Annotated in this window: 12 protein-coding genes; 3 read left to right on the plus strand and 9 right to left on the minus strand. The window is 64.5% G+C overall.

What is annotated here, in order from left to right:
• Window positions 1-8: 8 nt before the first annotated feature.
• The 4 genes from ACS13N_RS22505 to ACS13N_RS22520 all read right to left on the minus strand — a co-directional run bounded on the left by ACS13N_RS22505 (window position 9) and on the right by ACS13N_RS22520 (window position 9,058).
• Window positions 9-1,556 carry a hypothetical protein gene (locus ACS13N_RS22505; protein WP_438933814.1) on the minus strand — a complete coding sequence of 516 codons (1,548 nt, stop codon included), beginning with the start codon at window positions 1,554-1,556 and terminating at the stop codon, window positions 9-11.
• 18 nt (window positions 1,557-1,574) lie between these two features.
• Window positions 1,575-3,299, minus strand: a complete 1,725-nt coding sequence (locus ACS13N_RS22510; protein WP_438933815.1) for a molecular chaperone HscC — start codon at window positions 3,297-3,299, stop codon at window positions 1,575-1,577.
• 238 nt (window positions 3,300-3,537) lie between these two features.
• Window positions 3,538-8,496, minus strand: coding sequence for an NAD-glutamate dehydrogenase (locus ACS13N_RS22515; protein WP_438933816.1), 4,959 nt, complete (start codon window positions 8,494-8,496; stop codon window positions 3,538-3,540).
• A gap of 103 nt (window positions 8,497-8,599) precedes the next feature.
• Complete coding sequence (locus ACS13N_RS22520) at window positions 8,600-9,058, minus strand: MerR family transcriptional regulator (RefSeq protein WP_438934472.1); 459 nt, start codon at window positions 9,056-9,058, stop codon at window positions 8,600-8,602.
• A gap of 76 nt (window positions 9,059-9,134) precedes the next feature.
• Here ACS13N_RS22520 and ACS13N_RS22525 point away from each other — a divergent pair, with 76 nt between their 5' ends.
• Entirely contained in the window at window positions 9,135-10,370 is a 1,236-nt protein-coding gene (locus ACS13N_RS22525; RefSeq protein WP_438933817.1) for an NADH:flavin oxidoreductase/NADH oxidase family protein, read from the plus strand.
• Between the two features lie 8 nt (window positions 10,371-10,378).
• On the opposite strand, the gene chrA is transcribed toward ACS13N_RS22525, so the two are convergent.
• The 5 genes from chrA to ACS13N_RS22550 form a co-directional block, all read right to left on the minus strand.
• Entirely contained in the window at window positions 10,379-11,617 is a 1,239-nt protein-coding gene (chrA, locus tag ACS13N_RS22530; RefSeq protein ID WP_438933818.1) for a chromate efflux transporter, read from the minus strand.
• Window positions 11,618-11,634: 17 nt separating this feature from the next.
• Entirely contained in the window at window positions 11,635-12,216 is a 582-nt protein-coding gene (locus tag ACS13N_RS22535; protein ID WP_438933819.1) for a hypothetical protein, read from the minus strand.
• 121 nt (window positions 12,217-12,337) lie between these two features.
• A complete protein-coding gene (locus ACS13N_RS22540) occupies window positions 12,338-12,670 on the minus strand; it encodes a DUF2322 family protein (RefSeq protein WP_438933820.1) in 333 nt (110 codons plus the stop codon).
• An 81-nt stretch (window positions 12,671-12,751) separates the two neighbouring features.
• Window positions 12,752-13,147, minus strand: a complete 396-nt coding sequence (locus tag ACS13N_RS22545; RefSeq protein ID WP_438933821.1) for a DUF1801 domain-containing protein — start codon at window positions 13,145-13,147, stop codon at window positions 12,752-12,754.
• A gap of 22 nt (window positions 13,148-13,169) precedes the next feature.
• Window positions 13,170-13,502, minus strand: a complete 333-nt coding sequence (locus ACS13N_RS22550) for a hypothetical protein (protein ID WP_438933822.1) — start codon at window positions 13,500-13,502, stop codon at window positions 13,170-13,172.
• Between the two features lie 107 nt (window positions 13,503-13,609).
• Between ACS13N_RS22550 and ACS13N_RS22555 the strand changes: the two genes are divergently transcribed.
• Complete coding sequence (locus tag ACS13N_RS22555; RefSeq protein ID WP_438933823.1) at window positions 13,610-15,994, plus strand: HAMP domain-containing protein; 2,385 nt, start codon at window positions 13,610-13,612, stop codon at window positions 15,992-15,994.
• A complete protein-coding gene (locus ACS13N_RS22560) occupies window positions 15,994-16,710 on the plus strand; it encodes a methyl-accepting chemotaxis protein (protein ID WP_438933824.1) in 717 nt (238 codons plus the stop codon). The genes ACS13N_RS22555 and ACS13N_RS22560 overlap by 1 nt, the downstream gene beginning before the upstream one ends.
• Window positions 16,711-16,715 lie beyond the last annotated feature (5 nt).

Raw genomic sequence — 16,715 nt, forward strand, 5'->3', positions numbered from 1 at the left:
CGCGGTGGTCACTCCACGTTGGCCGATGCGCCGGTCGCAGTGGACTCCTTGAAGATGCCCTGCAGGCGCGGCGCGGGTGCCGGTGGTAACGGGTTCGGCTTGTCGCCACGTAGATAGAGATGGTCGATGTCGGCCTGGAGCTTTTTGTTGTTCGCAGCCAAGCGTGCCTTCTCGCGGCTCAGTGCTTGCTGGACGGATACGTCGCTCATCATCGACATCGGCCAATGCCGCTTCGCAACGCAGGCGACGATCTGACGATCGAATGCCGGGCCGGGGTTCGCACTCTGGTAAGGCGTGTCAAGGTCATAGACCTGCGTGATTCGGAAGACCTCGTCGCAGACTTCGGGGCTTGGTGCTTTCCTGACGAGCGCCGCAACGGCCTTCTGCGAGAGCGGTGGCGGCGGTTGCCGACCGTGGCGCGGGTCGACCGGGTCTGAGCTGAATGCCTGCGTTGGTGGAGGCACGGGCATCGGATCGGTTGGTACCAGGAGCTTGTTGGCGATGGTGCTCTGCCCCGGAGACACGGTCGGCTGTGGCCCCGAGCCATTGCTGAGGAGGCGAGCACCATTCACCAGGATGACAAGCAGCAGCACCATCCACCAGCCACTCCTGCGTGATCCGGTGGAGGTTGGGTGCTGTGGCAGTTGCCCCGGGGGTACTTGCTTGCCGCGCTTGCCAGGCGGCAACGCGGCATACAGTTCTCTCCAACGCGGCAGTTGGCTGACGTCGGTGATGATGCCCAGCCACGTTGGAAAATTCCTGACCGTGTTCTCCAGCAGTAGGAAAGAGTCCTGCAGCTCCCGACGGTTCGGCTCCGACGGATTGCGCAAGCGCTGGATGAGCGCGCGTTGCTGCGCACGATCCTTCGGCGGCAGGCGATCGAACAGCGCGCGTTCCTGCAGGGCGCGGTCGAGCACGAAGCCCACGTTTCCGAAGTTCTGAAGGTGCCGGCGGTCTTCGTTCCAGCGGAACACATTGGTGGCCGCGACGAGCAGCGCTTCATGGCCCGGCTTCCAACCCTGGGTGAGCAGGGCCGCGAACCGGTACTCGAACAGCTCCCGCGCGGTCATGCTGATCAGTGCATCGCCGGCCATGAGCGTTTCAAGCGCGGCCTGCCACGTGTGGTAATCCGGCATGGTCTTCGGGTTGGCGGCGGCAGCCTTGAACCCATCCATGAAGCTGGTGAACGCGGCGTTGGCCTCTGCCGCCGCCTCGTCCTGCGGTGCCGGCACGGGTGCTGGTGCCACCGGCGGTGGGGCTGTTGGCTCCGCACGCAGCGTGGGGAATGCCACGTTTGGCGGCGCGAAGGATGGCGTGGGCGCCGGGCTTGGCGCCGCGTCGGCTTCGGCCCCTGCGTCGAGGTCCGGCTCCGGCGCGGACCGGCTGGGCTGCCGCGCCCACGTCAGTGCCGCATCATAGGCAGCACGTAGCGCTTGGAAACCGGCTGGGTCGGCCTCCTGGTCGATCTTCTTGAGCTTCTGCGCATAGGCACGCCGTATCGCGCGCTCATCCGCTGTGGTATCGAGTTCGAGCTGCTGCAGAAAGCGCGGCGCCATGGTCGTTCCGTTCGCGAATCAGGCTTGGGGTTCGGGCTGTGGGAAGACACGGATCTGGCGCTCGACGTGCTCGATCAGCTCGCTGAATTTCTGCCGGTCGGCTTGAATGCGGTGCATCTCCTGCGATGCCAGCGCAGCCTCGAACAAGCGGATCTGAGCGCCAAGCCATTCACGTTCGTTGCCGCGCAGCTGTTGATACAGCCGTTCCGCGCGCGCCATCAGGGTGCGGTTCTCCATCTGATCACGCGGATGGATCTTGAGCGTCGACAGCGCGGCGAGCTTCGCTGCGATCTCCTCTTCAGACAGCAGGCCCGGGTTGTCTTCGATGACGAGGCTCACCGTTTCCTGGGTCTTCTGCACGGTGGCCTCGACCTGCAGCAGGCCATTGACGTCATAGGTGAAGCGCACATCGACCGCGCACTGGGCGCGTGTCAGGTTCGGCAAGGGCACCTTCAACGTGCCCAGCAGGATGTTCTCTGTTACGAGCCGCGCCTCGCCCTGGTAGATGTGAAGATCCAGCTCGCGTTGCCCCTCACGAACCGGGGCGTAGTCCTTCACCCGGCTGATCGGCACCGGGCTGTTGCGCTCGATGATCGGGTCGAAGTGGCCGTCGGTATAGGAGCCGTCCGGCAGCCGCATGGCCACGGCCACGCCGAGCGAGTAGGGCGCGACGTCCGTCATGACGACATCATCCAGCGCGGCATCCTTCATCTTCAGGCCAGCCTGCACGGCAGCGCCCAGCGCCACAACCTCATCTGGATTGATCTCGCACTCCGGAAAACGGCCGAACATGCGGGCAACCATGCGCCGGACCATCGGCATGCGCGTGGCGCCGCCGGCCAGCACGATCTTGTCGAGATCCGTGCCGCGCAGGTTGGCATCGCGCAAGGCGCGCTCTACCGGGGTACGCAGCCGCTGCAGCAGCGGGGCACAGATCTGTTCGAACGTGGCTTCATCCAGCGCCAGCGTGTACGTATCGCCGTTGTGGACCACTTCGATCGTCGCCGTCGGCTGTTCCGACAGCGCACGTTTTGCCGCCTCGACTTGCGCGGTGAGGCGTTGCATGAATGCGGTATCGGTCTTGAGCTTGGCCGGTGCCTTGGCCTGCTCGAAGAAGCGGTCGATGATGCAGGCGACAAAGTCTTCGCCACCGAGGAAGTTGTCGCCGGCAGACGCGCGGACTTCCATGACGCCCTCAAACATGTCGAGCACCGACACATCAAACGTACCGCCGCCCAGGTCGAAGACGAGGAAGCGGGTTTCGGCGCCAAGCTGATGGATGCCGTACGCCAGGGCTGCCGCCGTGGGCTCGTTCAGCAGCCGATCGACTTTGAGGCCCGCCATGACACCTGCCGCGCGCGTCGCCTTGCGCTGCGCATCGGAAAAATAGGCGGGAACGGTGATGATGGCTTCAGTGATCGGCTGGCCCAGCGCGGCTTCGGCATCTTCCTTGAGCGCGCGCAGGACCAGCGCGGAGAGTTCTTCTGCACGAAACTCGCGTTTGCCAAGGCGGAGGGTGCGCTCGCTGCCCATGAAGCGCTTGAACACGGCGGCGGTCTTGTCCGGATGCGTCTGCAACCGTTCGCGCGCCGCCCGTCCGATCAGGATGGTGCCGTCTTCGTCCAGGCTCACACAGGAGGGTGTGAGGTATTCCCCAAGGCTGTTCGGGATCAGGCGTGGCCGCCCGTCTTCCCAAACGGCCACCAGGCTGTTTGTTGTTCCCAGATCAATCCCGATGATCATCCCGCCCCCAACAACTTTGATACGGCCTGAATGCGGCCTTTAGCCATGTGTGATTTCTGTCGGATGCGCAACGTGAGTCGCAGGTGCCTGCCATGCCGCTGATGCAGCGGCCGATACGGCAGCGCGCACCGGATGGCGCGCTCAGGCGGCGGATTCACGACGCGGCGGCCAAGATACCACGGTAGAAGTGGTGGGGCCGCCGCACAGGAGAGGGGGTGCGTTCAGGCGTGCGCTTCGCTCAAGCCTCCACTTCGGCCAGCGCCTTGAGCCCCACCGACAGCATGGCCAGATCTGCCTGCCCTGCGGCCACCTGATCGGCAATCACGCGGTTGTAGCGTGCCAGTGCGTCTTGCCGGGCGGCTTTCCAGGCTTCGACCAGCGCTTCTGCTCCTGCACCGGCGGGCGCATCACGCAGCACCGAGCCGGTCAGCCTGCGGCGCAGTTGTCCTAGTTCTTCAAGCAACGTGGCGCGCGCCAGCATCTGCCAGTGGGTTTGCGTGGGCAGGTTGAGGATGCCGCCCTGCAGCCACCCGTAGCCAAGCGGTTGGTCGAGCGCAAAGTACACGCGTGCGGCGAGCTTGGCATCGCAACCGCTTGCGGTGGCCACCTCGGCAATGTCGAGCAGCGACACGCGCGCGGGCACACCTGCCGCCGTGCGCGCCAGAACCTCGGGCACGCCCTCGTCGGTCAGGGCCTGCTGCTGTTGTGCTGCGGTGCGCGCGGAGTCTTCCGTCTGCAAGCCGTCCACTTCCGGCGCCAGCGCGTCCACCGCGTCGCGGAAGCGCTCAACCGTGGCCGGCACATCTGACATGCGCCGCCGCAGGAACCACAGCGCGGCCCGCTCGTGCAGTTGTGCGAATGCGGTGAACAGCGCGGTCTGCGTTTCGTGCGGTACCTGCGCATCGAGCCCGTCGACTTGCTCCCAGAGCGGGTCAAGCCGATAGACCGCGCGCGCCACGAGGCTAGCCCACACCACGGCCAGCGGCTCGGCACCGGTCTCTTCGGCCAGGCGGTGCACGAATGTCACGCCGGCACGGTTGATGAGCGCATTGGCGTGCAGGGTCGCGAGGATCTCGCGCCGCAGCGGGTGCCTTGGCATGGTCGGGCCACAGCGCGCCAGCAGCGGATGCGGAAAGTACCCAGGCAGGCCATCGGCCACGAAGGGCTGGTCGGGCAGCTCACTGGCCAGCAGCGTGTCGTACAGCCACATCTTGCTGTAGGCCATGAGCACCGCGCGTTCCGGCGTGGTGAGGCCGCCGCTGGCGGCCCGCCGGGCGTCGATCTCCTCGTCAGGCGGCAGGAATTCGATGAGCCGGTTCAGGCGCCCGGTGCGTTCCAGGTAGCGCATCAGCCGCGCTTCCGCATCCAGCCACTGCGTGGTGCGCGTGCGTGCAAGGGAGAGCGCCTGCGTCTGGAAGTAGTTGTCGCGCAGCACCAACTCGCCCACCTCGTCGGTCATTTCCGCGAGCAAGGTGTTGCGCTGCTTGAGCGTCATCTCGCCATCCGCCACCACCAGGCCGAGCAGAATCTTGATGTTGACCTCGTGGTCCGAGCAGTCGACGCCGGCGGAGTTGTCGATGGCATCGGTGTTGATGCGGCCGCCGTGCAGCGCATATTCAATGCGGCCCAGCTGCGTGCAGCCGAGGTTGCCGCCTTCGGCCACGACCTTGCAGCGCAGTTGGGCGCCGTCTACGCGCAGCCCGTCGTTGGCACGGTCGCCCACCTGGGCGTGCGTTTCGCTGCTGGCCTTGACGTAGGTGCCGATGCCGCCGTTGTAGAGCAGATCCACCGGCGCCTTGAGAATGGCGTGCAGCAGATCATTCGGCGCCATCTCCGTCGCTGTCACATCCAGCATCGCGCGGACTTCGGGGGATAGTGGAATCGACTTGACTGTGCGCGGGAAGATGCCGCCCCCGGGGCTGATCAGCGTCTTGTCGTAGTCGGCCCAGCTTGAACGCGGCAGGTTGAACATGCGCTCACGCTCGGCAAAACTGGTGGCCGCATCGGGCGATGGATCGAGGAAAACATGCCGATGATCGAACGCCGCCAGCAGACGGATATGGCGCGAGAGCAGCATGCCGTTGCCGAACACGTCGCCCGACATATCGCCCACGCCCACCACGGTGAAATCCTGCGATTGCGTATCGACGCCCATCTCGCTGAAGTGCCGCTTGACCGATTCCCACGCGCCGCGCGCGGTGATGGCCATCTTCTTGTGGTCGTAGCCGACCGAGCCGCCCGAGGCAAACGCATCGCCCAGCCAGAAGCCGTATTCCGCAGAGATGGCGTTGGCGTAGTCCGAGAACGTGGCCGTACCCTTGTCGGCGGCCACCACCAGATAGGGGTCGTCCTCGTCATAGCGCACCACGTCGCGCGGCGGCACGAGGCGGCCGTCGACGTAGTTGTCGGTCAGGTCGAGCAGGCCGCGCAGGAAGGTCTGGTAGCACGCCACACCTTCGGCAAGATAGGCATCGCGGTCACTGGCGGGCGGCGGTTGCTTGACGATAAAGCCACCCTTGGAACCCACCGGCACGATGACGGTGTTCTTGACCATCTGCGCCTTGACCAGCCCCAGCACCTCGGTGCGGAAGTCCTCGCGCCGGTCAGACCAGCGCAGGCCACCGCGGGCAACCTTGCCACCACGCAGGTGCACGCCCTCCACGCGCGGTGAATACACCCAGATCTCGAACATCGGTTTTGGTTCGGGCAGGCCCGGCACGCGTGCGGGATCAAACTTGAACGACAGGTAGGGCTTCGATTGCCCTGCCTGGCCGTTGTCTGCGGCATTCTGGAAGTAGTTGGTGCGCAGCGTGGCCTCCAGCACGCCCAGGAACTGACGCAGGATGCGGTCTTCGTCCAGGTTCGGCACCTCTTCGAGTGCTTCGGCAATCTGCGCGCGCAGTTTGTCGGCATCGTGCGTACGTTCGGTTGCATTGAGCGCCGGGTCGAAGCGCACCAGGAACAGGTGGACCAGTGCGCGGGCGATGGACGGATTGCCCGTGAGTGCGCTCTCCATGTAAGCGTTGCTGAACGTCGAGCCAATCTGGCGGATATAGCGCGCATACGCACGCAGGATGCGCACCTCGCGCCAGGTCAGGCCAGCCTGCAGCACCAGACGGTTCAGATCGTCGTTCTCGACATCGCCCGTCCAGATGCGTGCAAAGGTGTCTTCAAAGCGCACGCGTGCTTCGTCGAGATCGACCTCGCTGCCGTCGATGGTCTCCATGCCGAAGTCGTGCATCCAGATGGGTGCCGCGTCCGCAGGCTCGACGCAGTAAGGGCGCTCTTCGTTGACGCGTACGCCAAGGTGCTCAAGCATCGGCAGGCTGCGCGACAGCGAGGTTGGCTCGCCCGCGCGATAGATCTTGAAGCGCAGTGCGCCGGTGGGGGCTTCGAGCGGCCGGTAGAGTTGCATCGTGAGCGTGCCGGCGGCAGCGGCTGGCGGTGCTGATGGTGCCGCCGCCAGCAGTGGTTCCATCAGTTCGATGTCGCGCACGGCAAGGCGGGCGGGGTAGTCCTCCCGGAAGCCTGCGGGGAAGGCGTCGCCATAGCGGCGCAGAAGGCGGTTGCCGCGCTCCTCACCGCCGCGCTCCAGCAGGGCGTCAGCCAGGTCGTCCTGCCAGCGCCGCGCGGCCTGCACGATACGCTCTTCCAGCTCGGTCACATCCACCTCGGGCACGTTGCCCGGCTGTGTGCGCACGGTAATGTGGATGCGCGCGAGCATTGATTCCGACAGCAGCGGTGTGAACTCAACCCCCGTACCGTGATAGGCGTCCTGCAGCAGCTTCTGAATGCGAATGCGCAAGTCTGTGTTGAACTTCTCGCGCGGCACGAATACAAGGCACGACACGAAGCGGTCAAAGCGATCGCGCCGTACAAACAGGCGCGTGCGCTGCCGCTCCTGCAGCCGCAGGATGCCGAGCGCCAGGTCGTGCAACTCTTCACCGTCGATCTGGAACAGCTCATCGCGCGGATGCTGTTCGAGAATCGACACGAGCGTCTTGGCAAGGTGGCCGTTCGGCAGGAAGCCGGTGCGCGCAATGACGCTGGCAACCTTGCGCCGCGCCAGCGGAATGCTCTCGGCCGGCACCATATAGACGGTGGAGGTGTAGAGCCCCAGGAAGCGCCGCTCGCCACATGCGCGGCCGTTGGCGTCAAAGCGCTTCACGCCCACGTAATCGAGATAGCCGGGCCGGTGCACGGTGGCGCGCGAGTTGGCCTTGGTCAGGAAGATGGGCGCAGGCGCATCGATGATCTTGACTGCGCCGGGGGCGAGCCGCGACAGGTCGGGGCTGCCAGGATCGCGAAACGCCTCGCGCAACACCCCCAGCCCTGTGCCGGGCAGGCCCTGCAGGTAGTGACCGTCTTCCTTGACGACGAGTTCGTAGTCACGATAGCCAAGGAAGGTGAAATGCCGCCCGAGCATCCAGGCCAGAAAGGCTTGCGCCTCGGCAATCTCTGCGCGTTCGGTTTCGTCGGCAGAGGCCTGTGCGGCGCGGGCGCCCAACGCGTCGATGGCGGATTGGGCAGCGGCCTGCATCGGTTTCCAATCTTCCACTGCCGCACGTACGTCGCGCAGCACGCGCACCAGGCCGTCGTGCAGCGCCTGTATCCGCTGTGGCTCAGAAAAGCGATCGACCTCGATGTGGATGTAGGACTCGTAGTGGGCGCTTTCGTCGCGCTTGCCGTTCTCATCGATGGTCTCGGCATCGGCATCGGCATCGGCGGGGGTGTCGCCCGCGAGTGCTGCCGGCCGCAGCACACCGCCGGCTTCCACTGCCAGACGGGTGCCGGCCGCATCGCGCCGCATGCGATAGACGGGGTGGCAGGCGGAATGCAGCGCGAGGCCCTGTCGGTTGATCTCCATGGTGACGGAGTCGAACAGGAACGGCATGTCGTCGTTGACGATCTCGACCACCGTATGGCCGCTGTACCAGCCGTGCTGCTCAAGGCTCGGGTTGTAGACCCGCACACGTGGCTGCCCTGACACGAACTTCTGGCCGAGCTGCCAATGGGCCATCGCCGCGCCGTAGAGATCGGCCACGCTGCGCGAGACGACGTCTTCGGGGTCTGCCAGCCCGTAGTAGTGCCGCATGAACGGCTCGAACAGTGCGGCAATGTCTGGTGCACGTCCGCGTGCGAGGGCCACTGCATCCGCCATGTGCTGGCGGACTTTTTCTTCGTGCTGGGCAGACATGGGCGATCTCCCGGAAAGCGCGGAAAAAACGGCTTTTCCATGCTACGCCGCGTGCCCTTGGGCCGCAACGTGCAACCCGTGTCAACCGGAAGGAGCGCGTGGATCAGGCGCGCTTTTTTGTGCGGCGCGTTTGCAGGTCTGCCGACGGTGTTTTCGCCGCGCTCTGCGTGATCTTGTCCAGTACGCGCTTGGTCCGCCCTGCGCAGCTCTCGCCTTCCGTGCGGTTGTTGATGTCGCCCACCAGCGCGAGCAGGTGGTGCTTGGTCTGTGCCAGGCGCTGCTCCAGCAATTCGATCTCGCTGATTTTGCGGTGCAGCGCTTCCAGCAGTTCCTGATGCGGCCACTTGTCCAGATCGGGCGGCAGGATGGCGCGGATTTCCTCCAGCGAGAACCCCGCACCCTGCGCGCACAGGATGATCTCCAGCCGGGTCAGCGTGTCGGGCGTGTACTCGCGGTAGCCGTTGGCTTGTCGCTGTGCGGGCTGCAGCAGGCCGCTGGCTTCGTAAAAGCGGATGCGCGAGGCGGCTACGCCACTCAGCTCCGCCAGTTCACCGATTTTCATACGCATGCGCTGGGTCTTGACATTAAAGTCGACTTTAAGCTTAAGGTTAGGGCGTCGTCAAACCGGGATGCCCCTCATGAAGCTGTTCACGCCTCTTACGCTGCCCAATGGTGCGGTGATTGCCAACCGCCTGGCCAAAGCCGCCATGGAAGAAAACATGGCCGATGCGGACCACGCGCCGTCCGATGCGCTGGTGCGCCTGTATGAAGCCTGGGCCAATGGCAAAGCGGGTCTGATGCTCACCGGTAACGTCATGGTGGACCACCGTGCCATGACCGGGCCGAACGGCGTTGTGCTGGAAGACGATGCCCATCTGGACCGCTTCCGGCGCTGGGCGCAAACCGCGCGCGCCCACGGTGCACACGTCTGGATGCAGATCAACCACCCGGGCCGGCAGATGCCAGCCGCACTTGGTCAGACCACGCTGGCACCGTCTGCCGTGGCGATGGATCTGGGCGCGCTGTCCAAGCAGTTTCCCGTGCCCCGGGAGATGACCGCCGCCGACATCGCCAACGTGCAGCAACGCTTCACGCGCACAGCGGTGCTGGCGGAGCAAAGCGGCTTTACCGGCGTGCAGATTCACGCGGCGCACGGTTATCTGCTGAGTCAGTTTCTCTCCCCGATCACGAACAAGCGGCGGGATCAATGGGGTGGAGCAATCGAGAACCGCGCACGCCTGCTGCTCGACATCGTGCGCTCGGTGCGCGGTGCGGTGTCGCCGCAGTTTGTGGTGGCGGTCAAGCTGAACTCGGCCGATTTCCAGCGCGGCGGCTTCAGCCCGGACGATGCCAAGCGCGTGGTCGAACTGCTCAACCCGCTGGGCGTTGATCTGGTGGAGTTGTCAGGCGGCAGCTACGAGGCGCCGGCCATGCAGGGGCTGGCCCGCGATGGCCGCACGCTTGCCCGTGAGGCGTACTTCCTGGAGTTCGCGCGAGACATTGCCACAATCGCGCAGATGCCGTTGATGGTCACGGGCGGTATCCGCCGCCGTGCGGTGGCAGAGCAGGTGGTCGACGGCGGTATCGCCATGGTTGGCATTGCGACCGCGCTGTCAATCGATCCGAACCTGCCGCGCGATTGGCAGGCTGGCAAGAACACTGCACCAGTGCTGCGCCCGATTACCTGGAAGAACAAGGTGCTGGGCTCGCTGGCCAACATGGCGGTCGTCAAGTTCCAATTGCAGCGGCTGAGCCAAGGGCGTGGTACGAACCCGCGTGTCTCGCCATTCAGGGCGCTGGTGATGCAGCAGTTGGCCAACGCTTGCCAGACGCGGCGCTACAAGCGTTGGACGGCGCAGCGCGCTTTGCATTGACGCGGGCGTTAGTGCAGGAGGGTGGCCTGGGCAATGCCCGCGACAGCGCAAAAGGCCACCACGGCGAGCGGCGGTAGCTTCCACCGCGTCAGCAGGCAGAACCCGACCGCAGCGATCGCAAAATCCGGAGGCGAACGCACGGCGCTGGTCCAGACGGGCGAGTACAGCGCGGCCGCCAGCACGCCAACCACTGCGGCATTCACCCCCGCCAGCAGTGCCGCCATTGCGCTACGTGCGCGCAACGCCTGCCAGTACGGCAACGCGGCAACGACCAGCAGCAAGCCGGGCAAGAAGATGCCCACCGTGGCGAGCACGGCGCCGGCCAGGTGGTTGGGCACGCCACTCATCATCCAGCCAAGAAACGCTGCGAACGTGAAGAGCGGGCCGGGCACCGCTTGTGCGGCGCCGTATCCGGCAAGAAAGTTGCTGGAGGTGATCCACCCTGTGGCAACCGTCTGCTCCTGCAGCAGCGGCAGCACGACGTGGCCGCCGCCAAACACCAACGCGCCCGAACGGTAGAACGCGTCGAACACGCGAACGGCATCGCCCGCGCCGGCCTGCGACAACGCAGGCAGCCCGAACAACAGCACGCAGAAGAGCACCAGCGCGATGGCGCCAGCGCTGCGGGAAATGCGGAACTCCGCGTGCTGTGCAGCCACAGCGGTGACGCCTGTCACGGATGTGTCTCGGCACAGTGCAAGGCCAAGCACCGCGCCGAGCGCAATGGCGATGAGTTGCGCATAGACGGAAGCCGTCAGCCCCAGCAGCACGATGGCTGCCAGTGCGATGCCGGCCCGACGCAAATCGGGGCACAAGCGCCGCGCCATGTCCCACACGGCCTGCGCAACCACGGCAACCGCCACCAGCTTCAACCCGTGGATCAATCCATCACCCAAGGGGCCGCCGAGCGTTGGCGCCAGCATGGCAAAGGCAATCAGCAGCACGACGGACGGCAGCGTGAACCCGCACCACGCAGCCAGGCCGCCAAGCCACCCGGCGCGCAGCAAGCCGATCGAAAAGCCTACCTGGCTGCTGGCCGGCCCCGGCAGGAACTGACACAAACCAACTAGATCAGTGAACGTGGCATCGTCAAGCCAGCGCCGCCGCTCGACAAACTCGCGGCGGAAGTACCCGATGTGTGCCACCGGGCCGCCAAACGACGTCAGCCCCAGCTTGAGGAAGACCGCGAGCACGCTCAGCGCGTTGGTTGCCTGTGCGGGGCGTGACGCATCCATGTTGGTGTCCATTGCTGTCTGCGCGCCGTTTAACGGATATCTCTTGCCGCGTCCCACAGGTCGCGCGTGCCGAGGGTTGCATGCCAGGCTTCGAAGCCGGATCGCCATTGCTCGAACGGCTCGCCCAGCGGGTGGCGAGGGTCATTGCTCAGCGCATAGGCCATGCCCTCGATCAACCATCCGGGGCGGGTTGCCACGGCATAGTTACCAAGCACTTCTGCTTGCCGGAAATGGATCAACTCGTGCGTCACGTAATAGGTCTTCCACCCGCGCGGCGCAATGACCAGGCCGAGGTTGCCCACGGCTTCCGCCGCACGCCGCCCAATGCCGAACGTATCGGCGCAAGCCGTGGTTGTGCAAAACACCATGCGCGGTGCGCGCTGGAATGGCCCCACCACATCGGCGGTTTTGGCGTAGCCCTCCTGGTACAGCCGTTGCGCATCGCCCAGGCTGGCAATGTCGTCGGTGCAGATGTTGGGCAAAGGGCAGGAGATGCCCGGCATGAGCGACGGGGCAATGACGCGCAGCGGCTTGGCGAAGGCCAGCGCCGCAGCAGGGAGTGCAACCAATAGCGCGGCACTGGTGACCAGCAGGATCCGGTTGAGCTTCATGGTTTGCGTGCGGAGACTGACTGTGAGTGAGATGGGGGCATTGTTCGGCGTCATCATCCGATGAGATTTGCTGTCATGCCCGCCCACAGAACTGCCCATGCAGGGCGATGCGGCTAACGTATCAGGCGCGGGCGACAACCTCGATCCGCAGCGCCTCGCCGCCGGCCGCAATGGCGAGCAGGCGGTCCACATTCGGGTGTGCGCCCGGGCGGTTGCGCGCATCGACGGTGTGCTCGGCAAACACGGCCAGGCCATGCTCGGCGGCGTTGGCGTCGAGCTGACCAAAGGCCTGCTGCAGATAGTGATACACCGCCAGCGAGCCCTGCTTGCCGGGCTTGTTCTCGATGTCGGCCACCACGGCGCCCTTGCCGTCGACCAGATCGATGCGCTCGATGCCGTCAATGGCGGGCAGTTGGGCAAGGTTGTCCTTGAATACGTTGCTCGGCTGAATCACTGAAATCACTCCGTTGGTTGGCCAGGGCGATGCCCCGGATGCAGGGGCCGCATCTTACCGCCCCTGGCGGTTCGCCGAATCTCAGCGCCGTGCGGTGGACTTGTTCAGGGCAACGGCGGCCTGGATGAGCGCTTTCAAAGCCTTCTCGTTCACCTTGTCGCCCGCGCGAAAATCAATCGCGCGTCGGGTGTTGCCTTCCAGGCTGGAATTGAAGAGGCCTGCGGGGTCCGGCACGGACGCGCCCTTGGCAAACGTCATCTTGACCGTCTGCTTGTAGGTCTCGCCGGTGCAGAGGATGCCGTTGTGCGACCAGACGGGCACGCTCCACTTCCATTCTTCGACCACCTCGGGGTCTGCCGCCAGGATGAGCGCGCGCAGCTTGGCAAGCATCTCGCCGCGCCAGTCATTCAGCTCGGCGATCTTGGCGTCGATCAATTCGGATGCCGGTGCCGCGGTCTCGGGTGCACGCTTCTTCATGTGGGTCTGCCTCCGTGGGGGATCAGCAGACCATTCTGGCAGGAACGTGGGGCGGTAGCCACTTGGCAACGATTTGCAAGTGCGGCCGCAGATATGCAGTGAGAAGCTTAGAAACGCCTTTTTTCCAAATTCCGGGTAAATGAGTGGGAAATAACCTTATCAATAACCGGTTAATAAATTGGCGCAGAAATAACGGCGGTGATGCGAAAAACTTTAGCCTTTTTCGGCTAATCCCTACTTGAGTAGGGTGCGACGCCATTTCAGCCAGGATCCAAGCAGCATGCGGGTGTGCGGCCTGATGCTCGCATGCGGTGATGCGATGTTGCAATGCCATATTTTCTGCTGTGGCAGTCATCGATTGGTCATCTTTCGACTCCAATAATTGCGCCTCCGAAGTTCGGTAACGCATAAGGATGCCCCCCACTTTTGAAGGGGTCGGCGATTGGACCGAGAGAATTTCAAATGACGATTCGTCACCGTATTACTTTGCTGATCGTGCTGATGTTTGTCGCGCTGGCGGCCATTGGCGGCTATGCGGTCTACCAGACACGCAGCAGCGCGTCCGAGGTCAAGCAGGTGACCGAGGGTGTGGTGCCGAGCGCGCTGGCGTCGGCCGATCTGGTGTCGCTCGTCAAGGACGTGCAGTTGGCGACGATGGTGCTGGTGTATGCGCCGGACGACAACATCGTCGCGCAGGCCAAGGAAGACCTGAAGGCCAAGGAAGCCGCGTTGCGTGCCGCGCTGGACGTGCAGGCCAAGCGCGCCAACAGCCATGCACAGGAAGGGCTGGTCACGCAGGCCAAGGAAACCGTCGACAGCTATTTCGAGGCCATCCAGCAGACCACCGACATGAAGGTGCAAGGCAAGAACGAGCTTGCGCAAGCCTTCCTGTTTGCCAACGTGGCCAGCTATCGCGATGTGCTGGAAAAGATTGTCGAGACGCTGCGCATCGAGAAGAACCGCGAGAAGGACGAGGCCATTGCCGGCCTGAACGGCAAGCTCGCCAGCACGGCCACCACCATCGGCGTGGTGAGCGGCGTGGCCATCGTGCTGCTGACCGCCATCGGCATGCTGCTGTATCGCCAGATCACCCGCCCGCTCACGCGCATGCAGGGTGAGATGAGCGAGATCGCCACCAGCCAGGACTTCACGCGCCGCGTGCCGGTGGGCCGCATGGACGAGATCGGTCACTCGGTGGTGGCGTTCAACCAGATGATCGAGAAGATCCAGGAGAACCAGGCGCTGCTCAAGCAGAAGACGGCCGACATCCAGGCGATGCTGCAGAACATGCAGCAGGGCATCCTGACCGTGGTCGATGCCGGCGTGGTGCACGAGGAGTACTCGATCTACCTGGAGTCGATTTTCGAGACGCAGGAGATTGCTGGCCGCAAGCTGATGGACCTGATCTTTGCCGATACCAGCCTGGGCGCCGATGCACTGTCACAGGTGGACGCGGCAGTGGATGCGTGCCTGGGGCAGGACATCATCAACTTTGCCTTCAACCAGCACTTGCTGGCGAGCGAGGTGGAAAAGCGCATGCCGGATGGCCGCGTGAAGACGCTGGATCTGTCGTGGTCGGCCATCACCGATGAGAGCGACACCATCCTGCGCCTGATGCTGTGTGTGCGCGATGTGACCGAGCTGCGCAAGCTTGCTGCCGAGGCCAGCGAGCAGCGTCGCAACCTGGAGATGATCGGCGAGATCCTGGCGGTGAGCCAGGAGAAGTTCCAGCACTTCATCGACAGCTCCACCAGCTTCGTGCACGAGAACGAGCGCATCATCCGCCAGTACTCGCAGGCAGACAGCGCGGCCATTGCGGCACTGTTCCGCAACATGCACACCATCAAGGGCAACGCCCGCACGTACAACCTGCAGCACCTGACCAACGTCGTGCACGAGACCGAGCAGACCTACCACGCGCTGCGCGAGCCCGGCAGCGAGCATACGTGGGACCAGGACTGGCTCATGCAGGAACTGACCCGCGTGCGCGAGGCCATCGAGAACTACGCGCGCATCAACGAAAGCAAGCTGGGCCGCAAGGGTGGTGCAGCCCAAGGCGGTGCTGTGCAGGTGGTGCCGGACGCCATGTCGCGCATTCAGGAAAGCCTGCGCCTGCTGGAATCGGCCAACCCAGGCAGCCTGTACGAGCTGGTGTCGATGCGCGATTCCGTCTATCACCTACTGCGTCTGCTGGGCAGCGAAACGGTGGATGAGATGCTGTCGGGCGTGCTGCAATCGCTGCCGTCGCTGGCGCGCGAGCTGGGCAAGGAACCGGCCGCCGTGCACATCGACGACAACGGCTACCGCGTGCGCACGGAAGCCGGCGGCATTCTGCAGAACGTGTTCACGCACCTGCTGCGCAACTCGATCGACCACGGCATCGAAACGCCCGACGTGCGCACTGCGCTTGGCAAGTCGGCAGCCGGCACGATCGACCTCGAAGTCGGTGTCGACCAGGGCATGTTGCAGATCACGCTGTGCGACGACGGACGCGGTCTGGCGCTCGATCGCATCCGCAACATCGCCGTCGAACGTGGCTGGATTGGCGCGGAAGAGCGCCCGAGCGACGAAGACATTGCGCAGTTCATCTTCCGCCCCGGCTTCTCGACCGCCGAGACGGTGACGGAAGTCTCCGGCCGCGGTGTTGGCATGGATGCCGTGCTGGAGTTCCTCAAGCGTGAGCAGGGCCGCATCGAGCTGCGCTTTACCGATGACCACAAGGGAGCAGCGTTTCGCCAGTTCCAGACCGTGGTCTGCCTGCCCGAGCGCTTTGCGGTGGACAGCGTGAACGCGGCACTCGGCGGCCAGGCGGACGTGCACATGGATATGGATAAGGAAGCGTCGTAATGGGATCGATTGTTCTGGCCGCGCTGGCCGGCGGATTGGTGCTGGGAGTGCTGGCGTGGATGGCGCAGCAACACAGGCTCAACGCGCTGATGCGCACGCTGAGCGACGCCGAGCACCGCATTGCCGCACTATCGAGTGACTTGGCGAAGCACACCGCACAAGTAGAGGCCGGCACGCGCGAGGCGCAGACGCTGGAAGCCACCGTCGCGCAGATGCAGAGCGCCGCATCCGACCAGGCAGAGCTTGTTGAGCAGTTGCGCACCGAGCTGCAGTCGGCCGCAGAGGCCAAGGAGCAATGGGCCAGCCGCGCCCGGCAGATTACGGACGAAGCTGCACGCCTGCGTGGCCTGGCGCTGACCTTCGAGCGCTGGCATGAGCAGATGATCTCGCTCATGGAGCAGAACCACGACATGCACGCCAAGAACCAGGAGTTGCAGTCGATCGTGCGCCATGTGGTGATCGTCTCGCTCAACGCATCCATTGAGGCGGCGCGTGCGGGTACGGCAGGCCGCGGTTTCGCCGTGGTCGCCAGTGAGGTGCGCTCGCTTGCGGCACGCTCGGAAGAGCTGTCCAAGAGTTATCGCAACAGCCTGCATCTCAATGACCTGACCACCACTGCCACGTTCCAGGACATTCAGGCGGGCGGGAAGATGATCACGGCGTCGTTGTCGAGCGTCGAGGCATTGGCGAACCAGTTTCAAACCCAGCTTCATTAAGCCAT

Origin of the sequence: Ralstonia sp. 24A2 (assembly GCF_051783885.1) — a bacterium.
GTDB lineage: Bacteria > Pseudomonadota > Gammaproteobacteria > Burkholderiales > Burkholderiaceae > Ralstonia.

What these genes read in the sequence shown, in the direction of transcription:
- ACS13N_RS22505 (WP_438933814.1), bottom strand. Translation starts at nt 1,556, where the DNA reads ATGGCGCCGCGCTTTCTGCAGCAGCTCGAACTCGATACCACAGCGGAT.
- ACS13N_RS22510 (WP_438933815.1), bottom strand. Translation starts at nt 3,299, where the DNA reads ATGATCATCGGGATTGATCTGGGAACAACAAACAGCCTGGTGGCCGTT.
- ACS13N_RS22515 (WP_438933816.1), bottom strand. Translation starts at nt 8,496, where the DNA reads ATGTCTGCCCAGCACGAAGAAAAAGTCCGCCAGCACATGGCGGATGCA.
- ACS13N_RS22520 (WP_438934472.1), bottom strand. Translation starts at nt 9,058, where the DNA reads ATGAAAATCGGTGAACTGGCGGAGCTGAGTGGCGTAGCCGCCTCGCGC.
- ACS13N_RS22525 (WP_438933817.1), top strand. Translation starts at nt 9,135, where the DNA reads ATGAAGCTGTTCACGCCTCTTACGCTGCCCAATGGTGCGGTGATTGCC.
- chrA (WP_438933818.1), bottom strand. Translation starts at nt 11,617, where the DNA reads ATGGACACCAACATGGATGCGTCACGCCCCGCACAGGCAACCAACGCG.
- ACS13N_RS22535 (WP_438933819.1), bottom strand. Translation starts at nt 12,216, where the DNA reads ATGAAGCTCAACCGGATCCTGCTGGTCACCAGTGCCGCGCTATTGGTT.
- ACS13N_RS22545 (WP_438933821.1), bottom strand. Translation starts at nt 13,147, where the DNA reads ATGAAGAAGCGTGCACCCGAGACCGCGGCACCGGCATCCGAATTGATC.
- ACS13N_RS22550 (WP_438933822.1), bottom strand. Translation starts at nt 13,502, where the DNA reads ATGACTGCCACAGCAGAAAATATGGCATTGCAACATCGCATCACCGCA.
- ACS13N_RS22555 (WP_438933823.1), top strand. Translation starts at nt 13,610, where the DNA reads ATGACGATTCGTCACCGTATTACTTTGCTGATCGTGCTGATGTTTGTC.
- ACS13N_RS22560 (WP_438933824.1), top strand. Translation starts at nt 15,994, where the DNA reads ATGGGATCGATTGTTCTGGCCGCGCTGGCCGGCGGATTGGTGCTGGGA.